Below are 24,461 nucleotides of genomic sequence, written 5' to 3' on the forward strand. Positions count from 1 at the left end.
CCTCCTAATAACTATTTAATAGAATAAATCTCACTTTATGTTTTCCATAATCTCATGCAATGCATTCGACAGACCTTCCAAATTCTTTCCTCCTGCGGTAGCAAAATGAGGTTGCCCGCCTCCGCCGCCTTGGATATGTTTAGCTGCATCACGGATTATCTGAGAAGCATTCAGTTCGTGATCCTTCACCAGATCGTCACTAATCATCAATGTAAGCATCGGCTTATTTTCATATTGGGTAGCCCCAACGAAAATTGAATTGACAGGGAACTGGCTCCTGATTTGGAATGCTATATCTTTTGCAATATCAGCAGGGAATGGTCCGGCTAAAGAATATACATCTATACCGTTGATAACCTGTTTTTTCTTTATTAAAGCGTCCTTTACCTGAACGATTTTTTCCTTGACGTATTCATCCACCTGTTTTTTAAGTTCTGAATTTTCTTCGAGGAATTTCTGGAGAGCCTGAGTCAGATTTGGCGTATTGTTGAAGAATGATCTCACTTCGGTCAATACATCCTGTTGTGTATAGAAGTAGTTTTCACATGCCTCGGCTGTAATAGCCTCTATGCGGCGTATGCCGGCTGCAATAGAGCTTTCATTCACAATGCGGAATGAACCGATACGGCCTGTAGATGAAATATGTGTACCCCCGCAAAGCTCTACGGAATCACCGAAACGTATAACACGTACATCGTCACCGTATTTTTCACCAAACAGGGCCATCGCTCCCATTGCCTTGGCTTCGGAGATAGGAACATGGCGTTTCTCATCGCGGGAAATATCTTCGCGTATTTTTGCTGTTACAAACCGTTCCACTTTACGGATCTCCTTATCCGTCAGTTTCTGGAAATGTGAGAAGTCGAAACGCAGAACACCTGGAGATACATATGAACCTTTCTGTTCCACATGGCTTCCCAGTATTTCGCGAAGGCCTTCGTGCAATAAGTGTGTCGCGGTATGATTACACTCAGTAGCGGTACGGTTCTTCGTGTTGATGCGTGCGATAAATGTAGCTGTCACATCTTCGGGCAATTTAGAAGAGAGATGAACCGCCAGATTGTTCTCACGTTTTGTATCAGTGATTTCTATTTTCTCATCGTCGTGTATCAGCCAGCCGCTGTCACCGACCTGTCCGCCCATTTCGGCATAGAAAGGTGTGCGGTTAAGCACTATCTGGTAAAATTCATGATTCTTTTGTTTTACTTTCCGGTAGCGGAGTATTTCCGTTTCACATTCTGTAAAGTCGTATCCTAAGAATTCCTGATCGCCTTCTTTCAGTACTACCCAGTCGCCGGTTTCCACTGCGGCGGCATTACGCGCACGGTCTTTTTGCTTCTGCATCTCCGCCTTAAACCCTTCGTTGTCTACGGTCATACCGTTTTCGCGAAGGATAAGCTCTGTGAGGTCGAGTGGGAAGCCGAATGTGTCGTATAGTGTAAAAGCGTCGGCGCCATGCAGTTGTGTTTCATTCTTCGCTTTTGTTTCGGATATTTGCTTCTCGAGTAATTTAATCCCTGTCTCAAGTGTACGCAGGAATGATTCTTCTTCTTCCTTTATCACTTTCTCAATCAGCGTTTGTTGTTGGATAAGTTCCGGATAAGCATCGCCCATTGTCTCTATCAGGGCAGAAATGAGCCTGTACATAAACGCCTTATGCTGGTCGAGGAATGTATATCCATAGCGAACGGCACGGCGGAGAATACGCCGGATTACATAACCAGCTTTAGCATTCGAAGGTAATTGACCGTCGGTAATTGAGAACGCGATGGTCCGGATATGGTCGGCAATGACACGCATAGCGATGTCTTGTTTTTCATTCTGCCCATAAGAGCTTCCGGTTAACTCGCCGATAGCTTTTATAATAGTCTGGAATACATCTGTATCATAATTGGAAGTTCTCCCCTGTACTGCCATGCAAAGCCGTTCGAATCCCATACCTGTGTCAATTACTTTTGCAGGTAGCGGTTCCAGTGATTTGTCAGCTTTACGGTTAAATTGCATGAATACAAGATTCCATATTTCAATCACTTGCGGATGGCTTTCATTTACAAGGGTCAGTGCGTCAACCTTTGCGCGTTCTTCGTCGGGACGTAAATCTATATGTATTTCCGAACATGGGCCACACGGTCCGGTATCTCCCATTTCCCAGAAATTGTCTTTCTTATTTCCGTTTATAATGCGGTCTTTGGATAGGTATTGCTCCCAGTATCCGGCAGCTTCGTCGTCGCGCGACAGGCCTTCTTCGGGACTGCCTTCGAATACCGTTACATATAAACGGTTTTTATCCAGCTTGATAACTTTAGTCAGATATTCCCATGCCCATTCTATAGCCTCTTTTTTGAAATAGTCGCCAAAAGACCAGTTGCCAAGCATTTCGAACATCGTATGGTGATATGTATCGTGGCCGACTTCTTCAAGGTCGTTATGCTTGCCGCTAACACGAAGGCATTTCTGTGAGTCCGCCACACGTGGATATTTGATAGGCGCATTTCCCAGAATAATGTCTTTGAACTGGTTCATACCCGCGTTTGTAAACATCAGAGTAGGGTCATCCTTGATAACCATCGGGGCTGACGGTACTATCTGGTGTCCTTTGGAAGCAAAGAAAGATTTGAAAGAGTCACGAATTTCTTTAGAAGTCATCATAGTTTTAATGAGTCAATTTATAATATGCCGATGTGCCGATTTATTCTACCTGATAACTTATAATATTGGCATATTGGCACATTTTCATATTAGCATATTTATATTAATAATTTCAATTTGCAAAAATAGTTCAAAAACTTTACTTTTGTCGAACTCTCTAAACAAAATATCAGAGAAGTACTAAAAATGAAGCGAAAAGTATACTATCGTTACAATCCGCAAACTCTCACATATGAACGGATTTATCCTAGCATGAAGGATAAAGTTTTCACCGTTTTCCGTCATTTAATATCGGGCATAGTGGTTGGGATAGGAGCCTTGATAGCGTTTGTTTATTTCTTTGGTACCCCTTGGGGAGAAGCTCAGAAAAAAGAGAATCAGCTCATACTTACACAGTACGAAGTATTGTCGAAGCGGGCCGACGAGATGTCTAAAGTTCTGAGGGATATACAACAACGAGACGATAATCTGTACAGGGCTATTTTCCATGCCGATCCTATTCCTACATCTATCAGGACATCGGGAGTGGGAGCCCCGGGCAGATATGATTATCTGACGGAATTGTCCAGTCCGGAGCTTATTATTCAGACAACGAAGAAGATCGACTATATTTCGAAACAGATCTATATTCAGTCGAATTCTTTCGATGAAGTACTGAGTATGGCAAAAAATCAAAAAGACCGTCTTAAACATATACCAAGCATTCAGCCGGTTCCTGATAAATTTCTGAAACAGATAGCGTCAGGGTATGGTACGCGTATAGATCCTATTTACGGAACAGCCCGTTTCCATGCGGGAATGGACTTTGCATCCAATATAGGTACTCCCGTATATGTCACGGGTGATGGGGTGGTTACCCTTGCCGACTGGAAACAAGGTTATGGTAAGTGTATTATAGTTGACCATGGTTATGGCTATGAGACTTTATATGCGCATTTGAATGATTATAAAGTGCGTTATGGACAGAAGGTTACGCGTGGGGAACAAATCGGTGAAGTAGGGAATACCGGAAAGTCTACCGGCCCGCATCTTCACTACGAGGTTCATGTAAGGGGTGTTCCCGACAATCCGGCAAAGTATTACTTTATGGACTTATCTCCGGAAGAGTATGACAAGATGTTGCAGATAGCCGCTAACCACGGACAGGTAATGGATTGATGTCAGTTAACAGTTAGCAGTAAACAGTAAAAAAAGCTAAGAGCTATCGGCTAAAATATGAAGATTGATTTAGAAAATAGTAATCGTTTGTACTATTCCATCAAAGAGGTTGCAGCCCACTTTGGTGTAAATGAATCATTACTTCGTTTTTGGGAGACCGAATTTGGTATAATCAATCCACGCAAGACAGATGGGGGTGCCCGCCAATATACCAGGAAGAATATTGAAGATATTGCAGTCGTATATCATCTTGTAAAAGAAAAAGGGCTGACCCTGGAGGGCGCCCGTCAGACTTTGAAACAAAGAAAAGATGAGGAAACACGTAAGGTACAGGTCATACAGAAACTGGAACAGATAAAGAAGGAACTGGAAGACCTGGAGCGTGAGTTCGATAATACCCTTGACTGAAAACGTTCTATACCGGTTTTATAAAAGACCAGTGATTATGGATAATCTTCCATTCATTTGCTACTAACTTATAAACCTCAGTACAGTTCCACTTATATACCGTTTCCCCTGTGTATGATAGCAGATTATAAGTTAAGACCGCCATTTCATCTGTAGCCTGTACCATAGGTTCGATCATTTCATACTTATCTACCAGCACCTTACCTCTCATTTCCTCGTAAAGAGTTTCTATTTTATCGAAGCCATCCGATCTTTTCTCCAGAAAAGGGTCGAAATAAGAGAAGTCCGGCGTGTATAGCTCCAGATAGCCCGACGGATTACCGTTGTTCCATTTCTCTAATGCGGCTGTTTCCAGTGCGATAATCTTTGTTGCGATGTTTTTGTAATTCATGTTTGTAATGATTTAAATTATTTCATTACAAAGGTATTATCTCGCTGTAGAATGCTGGTAATGCATATGATGGGGAAAATAGCACTTTTTATGGTTTATTGGTATTTCGGTATTGTAAAGGTGTATGGCCTGTTTGTTTCCTGAAAAAACGGATAAAGTATGATGTATTTTCGTAATTGAGAGACGCAGCTATATCTGATATGGAATCGGATGTGTATAAGAGCATTTTTTTTGCTTCTTGTATAAGCTTATTCTGAATAACTTGTTTGGCGCTAATCCCCATTGCCGATTTTATCAGTTCGTTCAGATAATTTGGAGTAATACAGAGTTTGTCTGCATAATGACGGATAGAATGGTTTTGCTTATATCCGATGTCTACAAGTTTTATAAAAGTGTCGGCATGTCTGTTTTTTACATTTTCGGTATTACCGGAAGATGAATTTCTAAGGATATAAATTCTGTCCAGTGATTTCAGTATCTGATATAGTAACGCTCTTAGTATATGCTTATCTTTTTCTTTATAAGAGTCTATTTCCTGTTTGATCTCATTTATCAGCCGGATAATGTGCGCGGATTCTTCTTTAAGACTTAATTTATTAAAAGCATACGAGCTTTTGAAATATGATAAGTGCTCCAGAAAATCAGGATCATTAAAGAAGGTGAGCAGAAATTCTTTTTCAAATATGAGGGCGTAACCGTCTGTAATATTATCGATGTCCCACCAGCGTATCTGATTGGGCGAGGAGAATATGATATCCCCTTCCCGTACATAATATTCTTTTTCATCAATTTTAAACTTGCCATAGCCATCTGTAATCAGGGTAATGTCATAGTATCCCAACCTATGGATTGCATCCTCTTTCAGATATTTCTTTATATCCTTTAGCCGGACAACATCAATTAACAGCTCTTCGCCATATTTGGTTTTGTGGAAGGCGTATTGTTTGATCCGATGCATAGGATATACATTTTTAATGACTTTTGTAATGCCATTTAAAATTGGAAATAGATAAACGGCTGAGGGCCGCTCGACATAGTAGCATACACCAGCCAGAATACTAATCCGGCCAATCCTGCTTTGAATACCAACGGAGTATTGTTGAACCCGGCTTTTACCAGATTCACAAACTTCTCAGGTAAGAAATGCATAACATATCCTATGGCGACAAGGATAAATACATTCTTGTATCCTTCGAGTACAACCAGCCAGTCATGTGGTGCGAATGTCAGGTTGCCGATACTCATAATCACATCACCGGCCAGTTCGAAACTACCCGCGCGGAAGAATATCCAGCAGAAGGCTACAAAGTGGAAGGTGAGCAGTATGCAGATGATACGGGTAAAACGGTTGTCCGGTACTTTTATAAATTGTTTGAAGAAACGCTCTACCACCAATATTCCCCCATGTAGTCCGCCCCACATGACGAATTTCCATGATGCCCCATGCCAAAGGCCACCTATAAGCATTGTGAGGAAGAGGTTTACATAGGTTCTTATTTTCCCCTTACGGTTTCCTCCTAATGAAATGTATAGATAGTCGCGTAGCCATGAAGATAATGATATATGCCAGCGGCGCCAGAATTCTGTGATGGATTGTGATTTATACGGAGTCAGGAAGTTGGGTGGAATGGTGAATCCCATCAGTAAGGCCAGCCCGATTGCCATATCTGAATACCCCGAAAAGTCACAATATATTTGCAATGTATAGCCATATACAGCCATCAGGTTTTCGAATGCCGTATAGCTCAATGGAGAATCAAATACACGGTCGACAAAGTTGGTAGATATATAGTCCGATATGACGGCCTTTTTTATCAGACCTATCAGTATAAGGAATATGGCTGTACTGGTTTCCTCTCTGGTCAAATGTAATTTTTTGTACATCTGTGGAAGGAAATCTTTTGCCCTGATGATGGGCCCTGCTACCAGTTTAGGGAAAAAGCTGATATAGAAGCAGAAATCGAGAGTAGACCTGGCCGGTTCCATCTGCCTGCGATAAAGATCTACGGCATAGCTGATAGCCTCGAACACAAAGAATGAAATACCGATAGGCAATATTATATTCCGGAACGATAAATCTCCGTGGAATATCGCATTAATGTTATCAATCAGGAAGTTTGTGTATTTATAATACGACAACATACCCAGATTGGCAACAATGATGAGTGCAAGCAACAGTTTCCGTGAAGAAGGTTTCTCTATCTCATACATCTTTTTTGATAACAGATGGGTAACAACAGCGCAAACAACCAGCAGTATATAATAATTTCCTCCTGCTTTATAATAGAAGAATAGCGAGAAAACAATAATATATATCTTACGGAAAAGCTCATGCTTCTGAGACTTTGTGAGCACATATATAATATAGAATACAAGGAAAAGCCCAAGGAACAGCGCACTATTGAATAACAGGGGATGCTCGGGGTTATATACAAACCACGAATGAATGTCTAAGTCTCCAAATAGTTTGGAGATATAATCGGGAAGATATATGCCGGTTATATTTGATAGTGCTTTCAATTTGTCTTTTTCTTCTTAAAATTATTATATGCATCAATGAAGTCGGAGGCAAATAGCTGTCCTTGAGCCTGATATCCACTAGTGGTGTAGTGGACTTTGTCGCGGGCAATCAGACGTGCATACTCTCCTTTGGGCGCGATACCGGAGGCTCCACCCATACGTGTGTATAAATCCCATACAGGCAGGTTGCTCAGCCCCATAAGGGCATTACTATAGTCCGTAATATAAGTATTTACCCGGCGCCGGCGAAACATGGATGGTGGCGGGGTCATAACCAACACCGTTGCGAAAGGATTCAACCTTTTTATATTTTCTGCGAACTCCTGTATCTGATAAATATATTCCGTATCGGATAGCTTTCCGAATGACTCATTTGTGCCAAAAGACAAGATCACCAGATCGGGGCGGAGGATAGGCAGCTGTTCAAAAAACAACGGATATTTATTATAGTCCGATAGTTTTGCGCCATTAACCCCTATCGAATGGTATATGATACCGGGTTTGTCGTTCTCTATGACAAATCCGTTAAGATTATACATCGGTTGCTTTTCGGCCGGTAAAATAGTAATACGGCTCATCAATGTATCACTGGTATAGGATGAGTAATAGGGTTTGGTTACCATATTCACATAGTCTATACTATCTTTTGCTATATTGGATGTCTGGGCTTTGCCCTGTACAGGCTTGGCGCTTCTTGTGCCTGCTTTTACCGGAATCTTAAGCCTCTGCTTCGGTTTTATCATATTTGACTTCATTCCGTTGGCATTCTTTATCTGCGCTATGGTAACTCCATATTTCCGTCCTATAACCGATAAGCTTTCCCCGCTTTTCACGGTGTGGTATCTCATCCCTATGGTAGATGCCGTGACGGTACCCGATGAAGAAACCTGTAATGGTTCGGCTGTTACGGACATTCTGTATTGGGGTTCTTTGGTCGGGTATATGATTTTTACATTATTAAACTCGTATCCTTCCTGTGTAGACAGTTGCAGGACGAAGTCTTCGGCAGAAGTGTATAGGGCTATTCCACTCAGTCCCACACCAACGTCGGCAACAGGATATACATTCAGCAGGCTCTGCCATGTGGCATTACATGCATATTTTACATAACGGGAACCATTTGTCCTTACCAGACTATAAGGGAATGTAAATCCAAATCCACCGTTCCCGAATTTAATCTGTAGGGCTTCCCGGATTGCATTGGTAAAAAAGTCGGCCTGGATATGTGAATCGCCTATATGCACTATATTAATTTTACCTTGCTTGTTTTTCTCTAAATTGTATAATTTCTCAAAAACGGCTGATAGTAATGCCTGATTAGCAAAAATATTGTCTCCGCCATCCTTTGTTTCCTTGCTGTCGTATCTGCCTTTGGCAGAGAGCATGAATACAGGCAATAATAAAAACAGGAAGAATAGGGGTAGTATTTTCTTTGCAAACTTCATCGGCAGATTATTTTCTTTATTGTTTCGCTTTAAATTTCGTATATCCTTTATCTATTTCATTATATATCAGTTTGGCCACTTTCTTTGAGCCGGAGCCGTTGAAGTGGGTATAATCCTTATTGGCCAGTTTATTATCTACCCAGGTTACCATCGAACCTTTGCCTCCCATCACTTCATACAAGGATATAAAGCCGGAATTGGTCTTACGCGCATAATTCCGTTGCGCATTGGCGAGAGGTACTACAGCTGGGTCGGTTTGCATAGTTCCGTCTATCTTCAGTGCCCTGTCGGCTGTGGAAATAACTAATATATCGGCATTGGGGAAACATTCATGCAGATTGTTCACTACAGTGGTCATATTCCGTTCGTACCAGTTATAATTCAATGAGCCATAGCCTAGTACATTTGCTCCATAGTGAAGGATTATTAAATCATAATTTAATACCTTATCGAAAGCATTCATCAATGCCGGGTTTAATATGGATAGTGGCAGACCCGAATTTCCACGGGTAGAAAAATTATCCACATGCACACCTTCTCCGTTGTCGAAATTAAATCCATAGATAGGTATGGAATCTGCATTATGGAAATTAACTTGCATCGATCTGGCATTGCGAGACAATAAGGGTAGGGTATTTAAAAGGTTTACAGGATTTAAGCTTTTGCTAACAACTGAATCTTTGTCTGCGGCGATAGTTATCTGGGCTTTGTCATTATTGCCTCTACCATAAAATAATACAGGATTATTTAGTTGAGTTGAGTGTTTCTGTGACTGTGCTTTATATCTTACCCAATATGTTTGAGCAGGATCTTTTGCAAAGAAAACCTGCCCGTCTATACCAAATGGTTTCATCGGTTTCTTCACTTTTACGAATGATTGGGAAAACCAGTTTTTAGAATACTGGTGCGATATGGAGCCTCTGGCTCCTGCCGAAAGTGAAGATACTGCTACATAGCCGACTCCTTCTCCTCCATAGTTCTCCTGAAACTCGCTGCGGACATCTTGTACTATGTAGTCTCCGTCATTCATGGAATCTCCAAAGTAAGCGATTCTGACTTTGCCTGTTTTCGTTTCTTGCAGTTTGCGTAGCTTGGTGTAGAAACGATTGAGATTTTGATATCCGTCAGCTGTTAATGCAGGGTTGAAATTGGCATCTACTTCCTTATAAATCTGGGTTTTAGCACTGTCCGATTCTACTATAACCGGGATGTCATGTATTTCTGTCGTATCGCTTTGAGCCATAAGTGCCATGCTATCCATCAGGATATTTTCGTTCGCTTCCACATGTTCCGAAAACAGGCGTTCAGGCAAAACTTCCTTGAAAACTAAAAAGGCTACTATGGATAAAGCTACGAATAAAATTGCCTTACCAAAATACGAATTATTAGATGTACTCACAATCAACAATTTAATCTAATGTTTTATTTGATTCTGAAACTATTTTTATAAAGTTGTGCAAAGCTACTTACTTTTCGCTAAAATATATGATGAGAGAAAATATTTTAGTGATATTTTACTTTTATATCAACGTATTCAGTTCCAACAATCACATAAAACAATGGTTGTTTACTGAGACAAAAGTATATTCTATCTTTTATATTTTATCATTGTTTTAGTACGCTTGTACCAAATACAGCGTTTACTGTATGAAATTTAGATTTCTAGTGGTGAAATAGTACCGTTAATATTTAGCTTTTGCCGTAATGTGTTCTATTTCTATTTTGAATGTGGCTGTCCGGCTCCACGATTTATCCATATACTTTTCTCCAAGTTCTTCATAGTCCGGTGAATATTTACGGACCAGCAGGTGCAGGGCTTTTCGCTTTTCGTCATCCGACAGACTGGTGTTGGCTTTGCCGAATACGATAACACTCTCGAAGAGTGTTGTAAACTGTTCGGCAATAGGTTTGGTAACACCAACCACGCAGAATGAAACTTTATTGTTTTCTTTTAGTATATCCAGTTTTTGCCCCTCCGGTGCACAATGGAAATAGAGGCTGTTACTTTCTTTGTCGAACGCATAGCTGATGGGTATCCCATAAGCATAACCATTCTCTGTTGTTCCTAAGCTCAGGAATCCGTATTCGGAAGTTTGCAGTAGTTCGGTAATGCGAACCTCATCTTCCAGTATTCTGTTTTGTCGTCTTACTTCTCTGAACATTTGGCCTCCCCAACCCCTCCAAAGGAGGGGCTTTTGGTTTATATTTATAAATTACCCACCCTGTTCACCTCCCTTTCGGAAGGTTGTGAAGGGGCTTAGTATCCGTTCCAATAATTATTCTTCGCCTTCTCTCTTGGTCTTTTCACGCTCTCGATAGGAAAGCCGATTACGAAACTATTGGTATAGTGGTGGGTTTGTATACCATGTACTTTCGTCTGATACCACGAACCAAGATAGCCTACGCGGATAGTATATTTATGTATCGGTACATCTACTGTCAGGTAATTGCGCAACGCCCGCTGATTATGCAATGAAGCGAAATTGACTACCCCGACGGAGTTACCTAACGAAATCTCATAATAAGATTGTCCGTATTTGGGAGAGAACAGCACACCCATAAAAGGCGTATCCATTTGCCAGCGTACGGCAAACCATTTGAATTTATAGGATGCTGTAAGCGACAGGTTCAGATTGGTATATCCACGTGCAGTGGCAGGATTATTTCCGTTGCGCTCATTATAAAGTACGCCTGCATTGATATCCCATAGTCCCCCGATACCAAAGCGGAATGCATCAGTATTATATAAACTGTAATGTCCGCCGATACGGTAATTTACTAAAGCCCAGTATTCAGTGGCGTTCTTTGCCGGATTGTCCCCTTTGGAAAAGTCCAGTTCAAAGACCTGTTGTTTGTAGAATTTATAATTGAACCATGTGGTACGGCGCATTTGCTCATACATCAGATGTATGGAAAATCCTTTGTATCCTAATGGTGATAAGTATGTGTCGTGCATATTGGCAGAGCCAATGGATGCAGTGATGGTGTTGTTGGTGATAAGAGGCAGAGGAACATGTAAGCTTGAATCATCAATAATTATCGTTCTTTTCTGTGGAGCGTAACTTTCTATGACTACAGCTTTTAGAGAGTCTTCCTTCATTTGAGCAAATATATTGCTACAAAAAAGTAAATAGGATAATAACCAGATAGATTTACTCTTCACCCTCCTTATCTCCATCTTTAAACAATGATTGTTGTCCTGTTATTTCATCTATGATATCTGATATAGGGCGGTTGTCGATTTCGTCTTCGTCGTCATCTATCTGTACTTCGAATTTCTTTTCTTCTTCCTCTGCTACTTCGGGGAAGCGGATAGGTTCCAGTTCCCTGATTTCTGCGATTTCGAACGTCGACAGGCGTTTCCCTTTTGCTTTGAAGCCTTTTACTGCAATGAATTCATCTGCATCTATTTCCAATGCTTCCCGGTAATTATCACGACCGCCAAACGTAATTTGTATCCGAGGATAAACAATGTCGGTCAGTATCTGTAATTTCGATTCGTGATTTTCGCCCAGGAAGTTCTGTTTTTTTGCTGATGCTTCGAATACAAAGCGTTTCAGGTACATAAATTGCTGATCTGCATCAAATAGTACGGCTGTCCAGATTTTATTCGCGTCGAATTTCTCTATCCGGATAATGCCTGCTTCGTAGTGATTGGTCACATCAAAGTTTGAAGTGTAGAATTCTCCGTTTTGGTTTACAACCAATATCTGGTCGTCGCTTTGGAATTCACCGAGGAATTTGCCCCGCCCGTCATAATTAAGGCGCAATACATCCTGGTCGAACCAGACTTTACGTCCTCCCAATGTGGAGCCGCCTTTTTGTTTCAATGATATTTTATGTACTTCTGCTTTCGTTAGAATATTACCCATCGACTGGCGTCCTTTGATGGCTATATCGCTGAAGTCTTTTTCGAAAACGAGTATCTTCTGGCGAGGTTTCGGTTTCAGTATTACACGTATTGTTTCCGCCTCTCCATTGGGATTTGCGCTGAAATATACAATCCGTGAGCCTTCCTTACCTTGTGTTACGTCGTATTCCTTATCGCGGGTGATACCGGTTACAGCAAAGCGTTTGATATAATCGGGCCCATGCTTTCCATGACGGTATACCACATTGTAAATTGTGCGATTGTCATTACGGCGGAATACATAGAGATACAATACATTTTTGCCGACGAACATTTTGTCACTGACTTTTACAATCTTATATTTTCCATCTTTATAGAAAATAATAATATCGTCGATGTCCGAGCAATTACATACATATTCATCTTTTTTCAGTGCCGTACCGATAAATCCTTCCTCACGGTTGATGTAAAGTTTTTCGTTTGCTTCCACAACCTTTGTAGCTTCAATGGTATCGAAACTCCGTATTTCGGTTTTACGGGGATAATTCTTACCGTATTTTTCCTTCAACATCACATACCATGAAATAGTATAGTCTACGATGTTTTCGATATTATGCTTTATTTCTTCTATCTCTTCCTTGTATCGGGCTATCAGCTCATCCGCCTTGTCGGAGTTGAATTTGAGGATGCGTCCCATCTTGATTTCCATCAGTTTCATGATGTCTTCACGGGTTACCTCGCGGATAAACAATTTGGCAAATTTAGCCAGACGTTTGTCTATATGCTCAACAGCGGCATCCATGTTCGCTGCATTCTCAAATTCTTTATCTTTATAGATACGCTCTTCTATAAATATTTTTTCGAGAGAGGAGAAATGGAGTGTTTCTTCCAGTTCGCTCTTTTGTATCTCCAATTCAAGTTTGAGGAGCCTTTGTGTATTCTCGGTTGTATCTCTGAGTATTCTGCTGACAGTAAGGAAATATGGCTTGTTATCTTCAATCACACAGCAGTTTGGAGAGATACTGATCTCACAATCGGTGAATGCATAAAGCGCGTCTATTGTTTTATCAGACGAAACACCGGCAGCCAAATGTACATGGATTTCTACATTCTGGGCTGTGATATCGTCCACCTTACGGATTTTTATCTTGCCTTTGTCATTTGCCTTCAGGATGGATTCTACGACCGAAGACGATGTTCTCCCATAAGGGATGTCGCTTATTACGAGTGTTTTATTGTCCAGCTTGGATATTTTGGCACGTACTTTTACCGAACCGCCGCGTTCTCCGTCATTATATTTGCTGACATCTATATATCCCCCTGTCTGAAAATCAGGATATAAAGTAAATTCTTCTCCTTGCAGATGCGCTACGGCAGCATCGCATAATTCGTTGAAGTTGTGAGGGAGTATTTTAGAAGATAACCCTACGGCAATACCTTCAGCACCCTGTGCCAGCAATAAAGGGAATTTTACGGGCAGGGTAATGGGTTCTTTGTTACGCCCGTCATACGATGGTTTCCATTCGGTCGTTTTAGGATTGAAGAGCACCTCCAAAGCAAATTTGGAAAGACGGGCCTCTATATAACGGGGTGCAGCAGCACCATCTCCGGTGAAGACATTTCCCCAGTTTCCCTGACAATCGACCAGTAAATCCTTTTGGCCCAACTGCACAAGAGCGTCACCTATAGATGCGTCTCCATGCGGGTGGAACTGCATGGTGTGTCCTATAATATTTGCCACCTTGTTGTAGCGTCCGTCATCCATGCGTTTCATCGAATGCATGATCCGCCGCTGTACCGGTTTTAATCCGTCGGTAATATGCGGCACGGCACGTTCGAGTATGACATAAGAAGCATAGTCCAGAAACCAATTTTGGAACATGCCTGACAAATGTAGCTGATTGTCGCCCGAGTCCTTCACTGGTACTTTATAATCGGAATGACTGCTGTCATTCTCCGATTCCTCATCCATAATGGGTTCTTCGTTCTCTAAATTCTCTGGTTCGTCGATAATATCTTCGGGGAACATGTGTAATATCTGATTTTTAAGTAAAAGATAGAATTTAATGATACATTTCGGATTGCAACCTATTTCTTATTTCTTTACTTCCCAAAAATAATAAATAGGTCTGCGACCTTAGCTATTTCAAAACTCGTTCAAAGATAGTTTTTTTTGCTGTGAAATCAAAATTGATAAATGAATATAGAGAGGGTAATTTATTATTATATTTCGCTCTCTTATCTTGTATGTTTTTTGATATTTTATATCCTGCAAAACAACTATAAGATATCTGTTAACTTACAATTGATGCCATTAAAATCTTATATTTGTATCTGAATAGTATGAAAATTATGATGATACATATTAGATTTTTATATACTTTTCTATTCTTTCTGTCCACTCTTTTCCTGATGGGACAAAAGGCGAATTATCAGACTTTCAGTAATATCAATCTCAATTCGGAAGCCTCTGGTATCAATTGTTTTGCACAGGATACTCAAGGACTGATATGGATAGGTTCTAATAAAGGACTGTTCAGCTATGACGGATATACAGCCCAACAACATTTTTCATTCGACAGCAAGACTAATACGCAGATATATTGTATCCTGGTACTCGATGATACATACTTATGTCTGGGAACTGACAACGGTGTGCTATTTTATAATTACAAAACCGATAGTTATAAAAATACCGATCTGAAATTTCCTCCTGATGTAAGGGCTATGGCATTAAAGAATGGTATTTTATGGATTGGTTCTCTTGATGGACTTTACAGATACAATATTAAGACAAAGCAGATCGAGAACCTTAGCGAAAAAGAAAACAGCGGTCTTCCCCATAGAACTGTCTATTCTATTATAAATACAGAAGATAACGATTTATATATCGGTACTTATAATGGACTCTGCAAATACATTCCGGCAACAGATAAATTCATTATTATTAATTTGCCTGCCAATATAAAACGAAATAATCAGTTTGTAAACTCATTATTGGAAGATACTGTCCGTAATTGTATATGGATTGGTACTGAAGGAGCATTGCTAAAATATACTCCAGGGTATAATACAGTGGAAGAAATCAGCTTTTTTCATGATAATTCTATCAAATCCCTAGAAACAGACACCAATAATAATCTGCTTTTGGGAACTGACAACGGACTTTATGTATATAATGATTCCACAAAAGAGATACAACATGTTGTCCATGACTCCCGCAATGAAAAATCTTTGTCCAACAATATTGTCTGGGGGATATTTGCAGATAGGGAGAGAAATATTTGGCTGGGTACGGATTATGGAATATCCTTGTCGCGCTATAATAAAGTGTTTCAGATTGTCCCGATCTCACAAGTTACAGGCGTGGGGGATGGTAACAGGTTCCATGCTATATTTAAAGATTCGCGTAATAACTTTTGGTTCGGGGGGACAAACGGCCTTATTTTATCTCCGTCTTTTACAAATGATCCCGGAAGTTCTGTCTGGTACAGGATGGGGGACCGGCGTTATCCTATTTCGCACAATCGTATCAGGCATATCTATGAAGATAAAGAGCAGAATCTCTGGGTGGCGACAGATGGGAGCATCAACCGGTATGATTATGCCAGAAAGCAATTTATACATTACAGTATTGTCGACAGTACGCATACCCTCAATTCCAACTGGGCGTATCATATTTTCGAAGACGATAAAGAACGCCTGTGGATAGCGACCTGTCTGGGCGGAATATTTGTTGTGGATAAACAAAAACTGATTCAGTCTTCACCATCCGGTAACTATGTAGCGGACTATAATTATTCTACGCGTAACGGATTGTCGGGTAATTTCATTAACCAGATTGTGCCCGACCGTAAGGGTAATGTCTGGGTATTGCTTTATAACAATGGGATCAATAAGATAGATACAAAGCTGAATAGAGTGACAAAGATCCCGATAGAATCGGGGACCAATAATGAAAATCCGAATTATATAATATGCGACAATGAAGGTTTTATCTGGGCAGGATTCCGGGGAGGGCTGGTACGTATAAATCCCGAAAACGATGAATCCCGCTTCATAAAGTTCGATGCATTCAGCAATAGTGAAATACTCTCGTTAGTAGAAGAGGGGCAACATATATGGATATCCACAAGCGATGGTACATGGGTATTGGATAAGCAAAACTATAACGTGCAGCGCTTGAATATAACGAATAAAGCCTATACCAGCGGCTTTTTCGACAAATCATCAGATAAGATTTATTTTGGAGGAAGTGATGAATTAGCTGTTTTTTCACCGGCTATGTTGCAGGAAGTACGCCCCGATCTGCCTATTGTGCTTACGGCCTTGTATGTAAATGATAAGCTATATCAGTCTGGTATCGACTACGAAGGTTATAGTATCCGCTATCTGGACAAAATAGAACTGAATTATAAGCAAAATAATCTGGGATTTGAGTTTTCGGATTTGACGTATTCGGAAGAGGAAGGAAGTAAATTTGTGTACAGGCTTGAAGGAATAGACAAGGATTGGAATATACTGAAACAAAATTCGGTCCGTATATCTTATCCCAATCTGGAGTATGGAAAATACAGCCTTATCATAAGTAAGCTCGATTCGTCCGGTAAACCGTCAGATAAAATATATACATTTTCCATCCAGATCAATCCTCCATGGTATTATACGCTTTGGGCGAAATGTATTTACGCTTTTTTACTGTTGTGCCTTTTGCTTTGGATAATGAATTTTTTCAGGGTGAGGAACAATCTGAAAATAGAGCGGATAGAAAAGGAAAAAACGTTGGAATTGTCTAATCTCAAGATAGATTTTTTTACTAATGTCTCACATGAATTCAAAACGCCGCTCAGCCTGATTATAGCTCCGGTAAGCCGTCTGTTACTGGAAATAAAAGATCCTTATAAGAAAAAACAACTCGAAGCGGTACAGCAAAATGCATTGAAATTAAATTCCCTCATCCGGCAGGTATTAGATTTTAACAGGATAGATAGTAATACGAATGCAAACCTTATATTATCGAGAGTTGAGTTCGTGGAATTTGCCCGGAGCCTTTTTTCTGTTTATGAAGAAGGATATAGGGAGAAAAATCTGAAGTTCTCATTTTATACCAACCAAGAGAAAATCTATATAAATATAGACGTATTGAAAATAGAATCGGTACTGAATAACCTGATAGTCAACGCCTGCAAATACACGAAAGAAAGAGGAGAAGTCAATCTTAATCTGATAGCGGATAATACTGCTAAAATATTGGAAATAACAGTTTCGGATACAGGCATAGGTATTCCTCAGCAGGATATTCCATATATATTCGAGCGATTCTATCAGTCCTCAAAAACATCGAAAGAAAAGGAGGGTACAGGTATCGGCCTTTATCTGGCTAAGACATACAGCGAGCAGCACGGCGGCCAGATTACTGTTTCGTCTGAAGAAGATGAAGGAACTAGAATTGTTATTACTCTGCCATTAGACGATATTGAGACCGAAACGGATATTGTATCACAATCAGGAGATGCAAATAATAATGAGAGTAAGCCGCTTGTATTAGTAGTGGATGATAATCCCGAAATAGCGGATTTCATAAGCCAGATACTTGCTTCCAAATACAGGTATGAAGTGGCTCATAATGGTAAAATGGGATTGGAAATGGCTTTAAATCTTAACCCCAACCTGATAGTCGCCGACATTATGATGCCGGTGATGGACGGACTGGAGATGAGTCGCCGCATACGCAGGAATATACCGACCTCTACGATACCTGTTATCCTGCTTACGGCTAAAGATGATAAGACCACCGAGTTGGAAAGTATAAATCTGAATGTAGATGCATTCATTCCTAAGCCATTCGATCCGGAAATCCTGTTGTCCCGTATCGAACAATTGTTGAAGAGTAAACAACAACTGGAGGATAAACTGCGGATAGAAACTATAGCCGCCCCGAAAGCAATAGAAGCCACATCTCCCGATGAAAAGTTCTTGTCCGAGATAACAAGGATTATAGAAGATAAGATTGCAGATCCCGATCTGAATGTAAATGCGCTCAGTGATATTTCGGGTATCGGTTCCAAGCAGATTTATCGTAAAATAAAACAATTGACGGGACTCTCACCTGTCGAATTTATCCGCTCGGTACGTTTGAAAAAAGCAGCGATGCTCCTTTCCCAAAATAAATTTTCTATTGCCGAGGTGATGTATATGGTCGGATTCTCGAACCGCTCATATTTCTCGAAAAGTTTTCAGTCTGAATTTGGAAAGACTCCGCGTGAGTTTCTGGAAGGTGAAAAGTAATGTGCATACTTATAGCCGTTTACTGATATATTTGGGATAAGTTAAACTCTTCCGTTGTCCTATTTGTGTTCTCATCTGTCTAATTTGTGCATAGTGTAAATCAGTCATTAGGCATAAATTTGCTGTTGTCCTTAAAGGGGAAAAACAATCTAAAGTACAATACCATGAGAATACTATTCACAACACTATGCAGCTTGCTGTTCTCTTTATCTTTTTTTGCTCAGAAGAAAACGGATGTTCCAACAATTTATATAGACAAAGGCGGTGTGATGCGCTGGTCGGATACCCGTCGGGAAGCTTCTTTCTACGGGGTGAATTATACAATGCCTTTTGCCCATGCCTATCGTGCAGTCAATTATATAGGGAAGAATCATAAAGAAGCTATCGACAGAGATGTATATCATTTCGCGCGATTAGGTTTCAATGCCTACCGTATCCATGTGTGGGATGTGGAAATATCCGATGCAAAGGGAAATCTGACAGAAAACGACCATCTCGACCTGCTTGATTATCTGATTGCAAAGCTGAGGGAACGCAATATACGAGTATTGATTACAACAATGACAAACTTCGGGAACGGTTATCCCGAAAGGAATCAGAATACAGGGGCATTCTCTTATTTATATGATAAATGTAGGATACACAGTACCGAAGAGGCTATTGTTGCGCAGGAAAATTATATCCATCGGTTTGTGAAGCATATAAATCCTTATACGCACTTATCTTATAAAGACGATCCTTATATTGTAGGCTTTGAAATCAACAATGAACCTTGTCATGCGGATACTCCGCAGCAGACCGAAAACTACATCAACAGGATGCTGTCCGCTATAAAAAAGACCGGTAATAATAAACCTGTGTTTTATAATGTGAGCCATAATATGGAACATGTACAGGCTTATTTCAATACGGCTATACAGGGTACTACCTATCAGTGGTATCCTATCGGGCTGGTTGCAGGACATACGCGCAGGGGGAATTTTCTGCCATATGTGGATAACTATGGTATACCGTTTTCTAATATGAAGGGCTTTGACAAAAAAGCGAAAGCCGTCTATGAATACGATCCTGCCGATATCACTTATTCTTATATGTATCCGGCAATGACCCGTGCATTCCGCACGCAGGGATTTCAGTGGATTACTCAGTTTGCTTATGACCCCATTGATATAGCATGGGCAAATACCGAATATCAGACTCATTTCCTTAATCTGGCATACACTCCGAATAAGGCAATCAGTATGAAGATTGCAGCGGAGGTAGCATATAAGGTGCCGATGTATCAGAAATATGCCAAATATCCGAATGATACGGCTTTTGCCGATTTTCATGTCAGCTATGCACAGGATTTGAGTGTGTTGAACAGTACGGACAAGTTTTTTTATTCGAATTATACGGCTTCTTCACCTGTTATGCCTGAAAAGCTACAGTCTGTAGCCGGTTGCGGAAGTTCTCCAATAGTAAAATATGAAGGTACAGGCGCTTATTTTCTGGACAGACTGGAAAATGGGTTATGGAGACTGGAGGTTATGCCCGATGCGGTGCAGATAGGAGACCCGTTCAGTAAGCCGTCTTTGAAAAAGGAGGTGGTTACTATTGCATGGAATACATGGGCTATGGAAGTTAGGTTGCCCGGTTTAGGTGAGAATTTCACCATCACAGCTATCAATGATGGAAATGCTTATAATGGTTTATCAAAGGGTGCAAGCATTTCTGTAAAACCGGGCGTCTATCTTCTGAAAAATACAAGCTATACCCCGAATGCCGAATGGGGAAAGAACACTGTATGGAATAATATACTGCTGGGCGAGTTTGTTGCACCCGAAGCGCATGCAAAAACATTTTCAGTTGTTCATCAGCCTGCAAAGGTAATTGAAAGCGGTAAGTCCTTGCAGATGGAAGCGCAGATAGTAGGGCCGTCGTTTCCCGATTCAGTCATTATTTATACAGACAAAGTTTCTTTCTGGTCGGATAGTAACCCGTCTGTGAAAATGAAACGTGTACACGGCTATACTTATCGTGCGGAAATACCTGCCGGTATGATAAATGAGGGACTTTTCAGGTATAACATAATAGTATGCAAGGATAACAAGAGTTATACTTATCCTGCTAAAACGGAAGGCAATCCCTTGGATTGGGACTATACCCGGCCTGAATATTGGACGGTTGCGGTTGTAAGAGCTGAAGACCCTCTGGAATTGGTAAAGATAACGGATGAATATAGCGATGTAGAGGCGTATGGCATTCCGGAAACATCTTATGTGTTACGAAATTTTGTATCAGGTCTGACAGATGCGAACTCTTTGAAATTCAAATTCAAGGTAACAGATGCAGATGCCCGTTTCTTTTGGCGGAAATATATAAAGGATTATGTCAGTGAAAGGAAGGGTAGATTGAGAGAAGCGCAATATATATGTGTCGATTTGAAAAATATAAAAGGGATCAGTAAGCTGAATGTGGGATTTGTTACTTCTGACGGATTTACTTATACTGCTATGGTGAATCTTGATAAAGACGGACTTTACAAAGTTTCCTTAGCTGGTTTACGGCAGGTGAAAACGGCTCTGTTGCCATCTCCGTATCCTACTTTCCTCGAAAGATACTTCGAGCCTGATACACAGATACCATTTACAATAGGGAAAATAGAGATGTTTGAAATATCGACGGTAGATAATATGGCAAATGATGCGACCTTAGAACTAGGCAGTGTATGGCTGGAATAAAAAGTTATAAAAAAGTAAAGAAATACAAAAACGAAATAATCACCTTATTAAATATTTAAAACCATGAAAAAATACGATAGTTGCAAGAAATTCGCTCATTTCCGCTTCGTAATAGCTTTGGCTTTATTGTTGCTTGCGCCTTTGATGGCTGCGGCTCAGTCGAGGACAATTACGGGAACGGTAGTAGACGAAACAAACGAGCCTGTTATTGGCGCTGTTGTGAAAGTTTCTGAAACCACATTAGGTACTACCACCGATATAGATGGTAAGTACTCGATTGATCTGCCGGAAGGCCGGAACCAACTGGAATTCTCTTTTCTCGGCTATGAAACACAGATCATAGTACTTACGGACAACCGGATTGTAAACATAAAGCTGGAACCGAAAGCGCAGCTTATGACCGAAGTCGTTGTAATAGGCTATGGTACCCAGCTGAAAAAAGACCTGACCGGAACAGTATCCAGCGTGAGCAGTAAAGACTTTAACCAGGGGCTTATCGGTTCTCCCGAACAGCTGATAAACGGAAAGGTAGCGGGAGTACAGATTATGTCTAACAGCGGCTCGCCTACATCGGGAAGCACTATCCGTATCCGTGGGGGAGCTTCACTAAATGCGAGTAACGATCCGTTAATCGTTCTTGACGGTGTACCTTTGGAAAGCGGAGGGATCAGCGGTAACAGTAGTAACTTTCTGAGCCTTATCAATCCGAATGATATAGAGAGTATGACGGTACTGAAGGATGCTTCTTCCACGGCTATCTATGGTTCACGGGCTTCGAACGGGGTAATTATTATCACTACTAAAAAAGGAAGTTCCGACAAACTGAATATCAGTTTCAATACGACATTCTCTCTACAGAATAAGACGAAAGTAGCAGAAACCCTTTCTGCACAGGAGTTCCGTGATTTAATAACAGGCAAAGGTAACGATCAGCAGAAGGCATTATTAGGTGAATACAATACCAACTGGAATGATGAGATATATCAAACGGCAGTTGGCACGGATAATAATCTGAGCGTAGCGGGAAACTTTTCCAAAACTGTTCCGTTCAGGGTATCGGCAGGCTATTATAACCAGGAAGGTATTTTGAAAACTGATAATGCCAAACGCTATACCGGAAGCATCGTTGTAAGTCCTACATTTTTCGACAACCACTTAAAATTTGACTTCAACCTGAAAGGCTCGATAAATAAAAACAGTTTTGCCAATACCGATGCTATCTGGAACGCGACAGTCTTTAATCCTACACAGCCTGTTTATTCCGGTAATTCGGGTTTTGGAGGATATTACGAAAGCTTAGATAATGCAGGTGTTCCGGCAACGGGGGCGTTACTCAATCCTGTAGGACTATTGGAGCAGGAAGAACATAAGAGTACAGTGAAACGCAGTATCGGGAATATGGATGTGGATTATAAATTTCATTTCCTGCCTGAGCTGAAAGCACATCTGACATTAGGTTATGATTATGCTAAAGGTGAAGGCACGAACTATATTCCTGCAGAAGCAGCCAATGTATATAAGATTGGGGGTACAGATAATGAATATTCAGAGGAAAAAACAAATAAGCTATTCACCAGTTATCTGAATTACTCGAAATTCTTTAAGAATATAAAGAATAATCTGGATGCTACTGCCGGTTACGATTATCAGCACTGGAGAGCCAAAAGCCCGGTGTTTATAGATAAGAATATTGCAGGAGAGACGGTAAGTACCTCTCCGGCACAGGATCAGACCCACGTTTTATTATCGTTCTACGGGCGTGTGAATTATTCTTACGATTCCAGATATATGCTGACGGCAACTATTCGCCGCGACGGCTCATCCCGGTTCAATCCGGATAACCGCTGGGGAACTTTCCCGTCGGTAGCATTGGCATGGAGAATATCGCAAGAGTCGTTCCTGAAGGATAATAATATAATCAGCGATTTGAAGCTTCGTTTAAGTTATGGGGTGACAGGTCAGCAGGACGGTATCGGAAACTACTCATTCCTGCCTATCTATACATTGAGTAACGAATATGCACAATACCGTTTCGGGGATAAATATTATTATCTCTATCGTCCTGCAACTTATATTTCGGATTTGAAATGGGAAACAACGGACTCTTATAATGCCGGTTTCGACTTCGGATTTCTCAATAACCGCATCAATGGTACATTCGATTACTATAACCGCAAAACAAAGGATTTGCTGGCGACAGTATCAGTTCCGGCGGGTACAAACTTTGCTGAGAAAGCGACAACCAATGTGGGAAATATAGAGAGTAACGGTCTTGAGTTCGCTATTAACGCGACACCTGTCGATACAAAAGATATAACATGGACACTCGGCTTTAATGCGACATACCAGAAAGTAAAAATTACAAACCTGTCATTGGTTAAGAACGAAAATTCTCCGGGATCTTATACAGGCCCTGAAGTCGGTGGACAAGGTTTACAAATTCTGACAGAAGGATATACCCCTTATATGTTCTATGTCTACAAACAGGTGTACGATGAGGCTGGTAAACCAATTGAAGGGATGTATGCCGACCTGAACGATGATGGGATTATCAATGAAAAGGACCTGTACCGTTACCATTCACCGATGCCTGATTATCTGTTGGGATTCAATTCACAGTTCAGATATAAGAACTGGTCGCTGGGCTTTGCATTGAGGGCGAGTTTCGGGAACTATGTTTACAATAATATGGCGGCAAATGCAGGTGCGTGGGAAACAATGCAGTACATTCCATATGCAATCAATAATATGTCGAGAGACTACCTGAGTACAGGATTCCAGTCTCGCCAGTTCCGTTCCGATTATTATGTGCAAAACGCATCATTCCTCAAAATGGATAATATATCAATCGGGTACAATGTAGGGAAAGTATTCAATGGCCCTAACCTCAGAGTGGGAGCATTGGTACAGAATGTATTTACTATAACTAAATACGATGGTGTAGACCCTGAAATAATGAATGGTTTCGACAGTTCGTTCTATCCTCGTCCGAGAATATTCTCTTTGAGCCTGAATCTTGATTTCTAATA

The 24,461-nt window shown here is 40.7% G+C and carries 14 protein-coding genes; 5 read left to right on the forward strand and 9 right to left on the reverse strand.

Annotated features, from left to right (window positions below):
- Positions 1-30: 30 nt before the first annotated feature.
- The gene (gene alaS / locus B3317_RS14285; RefSeq protein ID WP_291112773.1) at positions 31-2,649 is read right to left on the reverse strand and encodes an alanine--tRNA ligase; all 2,619 of its coding nucleotides are present in this window, start codon (positions 2,647-2,649) and stop codon (positions 31-33) included.
- A 186-nt stretch (positions 2,650-2,835) separates the two neighbouring features.
- On the opposite strand from alaS, the gene B3317_RS14290 reads away from it, so the two are divergent.
- The gene (locus tag B3317_RS14290; RefSeq protein WP_291112775.1) at positions 2,836-3,807 is read left to right on the forward strand and encodes a M23 family metallopeptidase; all 972 of its coding nucleotides are present in this window, start codon (positions 2,836-2,838) and stop codon (positions 3,805-3,807) included.
- Positions 3,808-3,864: 57 nt separating this feature from the next.
- On the forward strand, positions 3,865-4,215 hold the full coding sequence (locus B3317_RS14295) for a MerR family transcriptional regulator (protein WP_291112777.1): 351 nt from the start codon (positions 3,865-3,867) through the stop codon (positions 4,213-4,215).
- Between the two features lie 7 nt (positions 4,216-4,222).
- On the opposite strand, the gene B3317_RS14300 is transcribed toward B3317_RS14295, so the two are convergent.
- The 8 genes from B3317_RS14300 to B3317_RS14335 all read right to left on the reverse strand — a co-directional run bounded on the left by B3317_RS14300 (position 4,223) and on the right by B3317_RS14335 (position 14,393).
- Positions 4,223-4,606: a YybH family protein gene (locus B3317_RS14300; protein ID WP_291112779.1), complete on the reverse strand. Its 384-nt coding sequence runs from the start codon at positions 4,604-4,606 to the stop codon at positions 4,223-4,225.
- A gap of 88 nt (positions 4,607-4,694) precedes the next feature.
- Positions 4,695-5,564, reverse strand: coding sequence for an AraC family transcriptional regulator (locus B3317_RS14305; RefSeq protein WP_291112781.1), 870 nt, complete (start codon positions 5,562-5,564; stop codon positions 4,695-4,697).
- A 35-nt stretch (positions 5,565-5,599) separates the two neighbouring features.
- Entirely contained in the window at positions 5,600-7,081 is a 1,482-nt protein-coding gene (locus B3317_RS14310) for an MBOAT family protein (protein ID WP_324353609.1), read from the reverse strand.
- Between the two features lie 41 nt (positions 7,082-7,122).
- Complete coding sequence (locus tag B3317_RS14315; protein WP_291112785.1) at positions 7,123-8,571, reverse strand: LysM peptidoglycan-binding domain-containing protein; 1,449 nt, start codon at positions 8,569-8,571, stop codon at positions 7,123-7,125.
- Positions 8,572-8,587: 16 nt separating this feature from the next.
- Positions 8,588-9,970, reverse strand: a complete 1,383-nt coding sequence (locus B3317_RS14320; protein ID WP_291112787.1) for a hypothetical protein — start codon at positions 9,968-9,970, stop codon at positions 8,588-8,590.
- 283 nt (positions 9,971-10,253) lie between these two features.
- The gene (locus B3317_RS14325; protein ID WP_291112789.1) at positions 10,254-10,733 is read right to left on the reverse strand and encodes a pyridoxamine 5'-phosphate oxidase family protein; all 480 of its coding nucleotides are present in this window, start codon (positions 10,731-10,733) and stop codon (positions 10,254-10,256) included.
- Positions 10,734-10,828: 95 nt separating this feature from the next.
- Complete coding sequence (locus tag B3317_RS14330; RefSeq protein ID WP_291112791.1) at positions 10,829-11,749, reverse strand: DUF3316 domain-containing protein; 921 nt, start codon at positions 11,747-11,749, stop codon at positions 10,829-10,831.
- The gene (locus B3317_RS14335) at positions 11,724-14,393 is read right to left on the reverse strand and encodes a DNA gyrase/topoisomerase IV subunit A (protein ID WP_414647506.1); all 2,670 of its coding nucleotides are present in this window, start codon (positions 14,391-14,393) and stop codon (positions 11,724-11,726) included. Before B3317_RS14335 ends, B3317_RS14330 begins: the two co-directional genes overlap by 26 nt.
- A 383-nt stretch (positions 14,394-14,776) precedes the next feature.
- Here B3317_RS14335 and B3317_RS14340 point away from each other — a divergent pair, with 383 nt between their 5' ends.
- The 3 genes from B3317_RS14340 (at position 14,777) to B3317_RS14350 (ending at position 24,459) form a co-directional block, all read left to right on the forward strand.
- Positions 14,777-18,709 (forward strand): hybrid sensor histidine kinase/response regulator transcription factor, encoded by a 3,933-nt coding sequence (locus B3317_RS14340; protein WP_291112948.1) that lies wholly within the window; start codon positions 14,777-14,779, stop codon positions 18,707-18,709.
- A 164-nt stretch (positions 18,710-18,873) separates the two neighbouring features.
- Positions 18,874-21,432, forward strand: a complete 2,559-nt coding sequence (locus tag B3317_RS14345) for a cellulase family glycosylhydrolase (RefSeq protein ID WP_291112795.1) — start codon at positions 18,874-18,876, stop codon at positions 21,430-21,432.
- A 63-nt stretch (positions 21,433-21,495) separates the two neighbouring features.
- A complete protein-coding gene (locus B3317_RS14350) occupies positions 21,496-24,459 on the forward strand; it encodes a SusC/RagA family TonB-linked outer membrane protein (RefSeq protein WP_414647504.1) in 2,964 nt (987 codons plus the stop codon).
- Positions 24,460-24,461: the final 2 nt, after the last annotated feature.

This window comes from Dysgonomonas sp. UBA7710 (assembly GCF_002482385.1).
GTDB lineage: Bacteria > Bacteroidota > Bacteroidia > Bacteroidales > Dysgonomonadaceae > Dysgonomonas.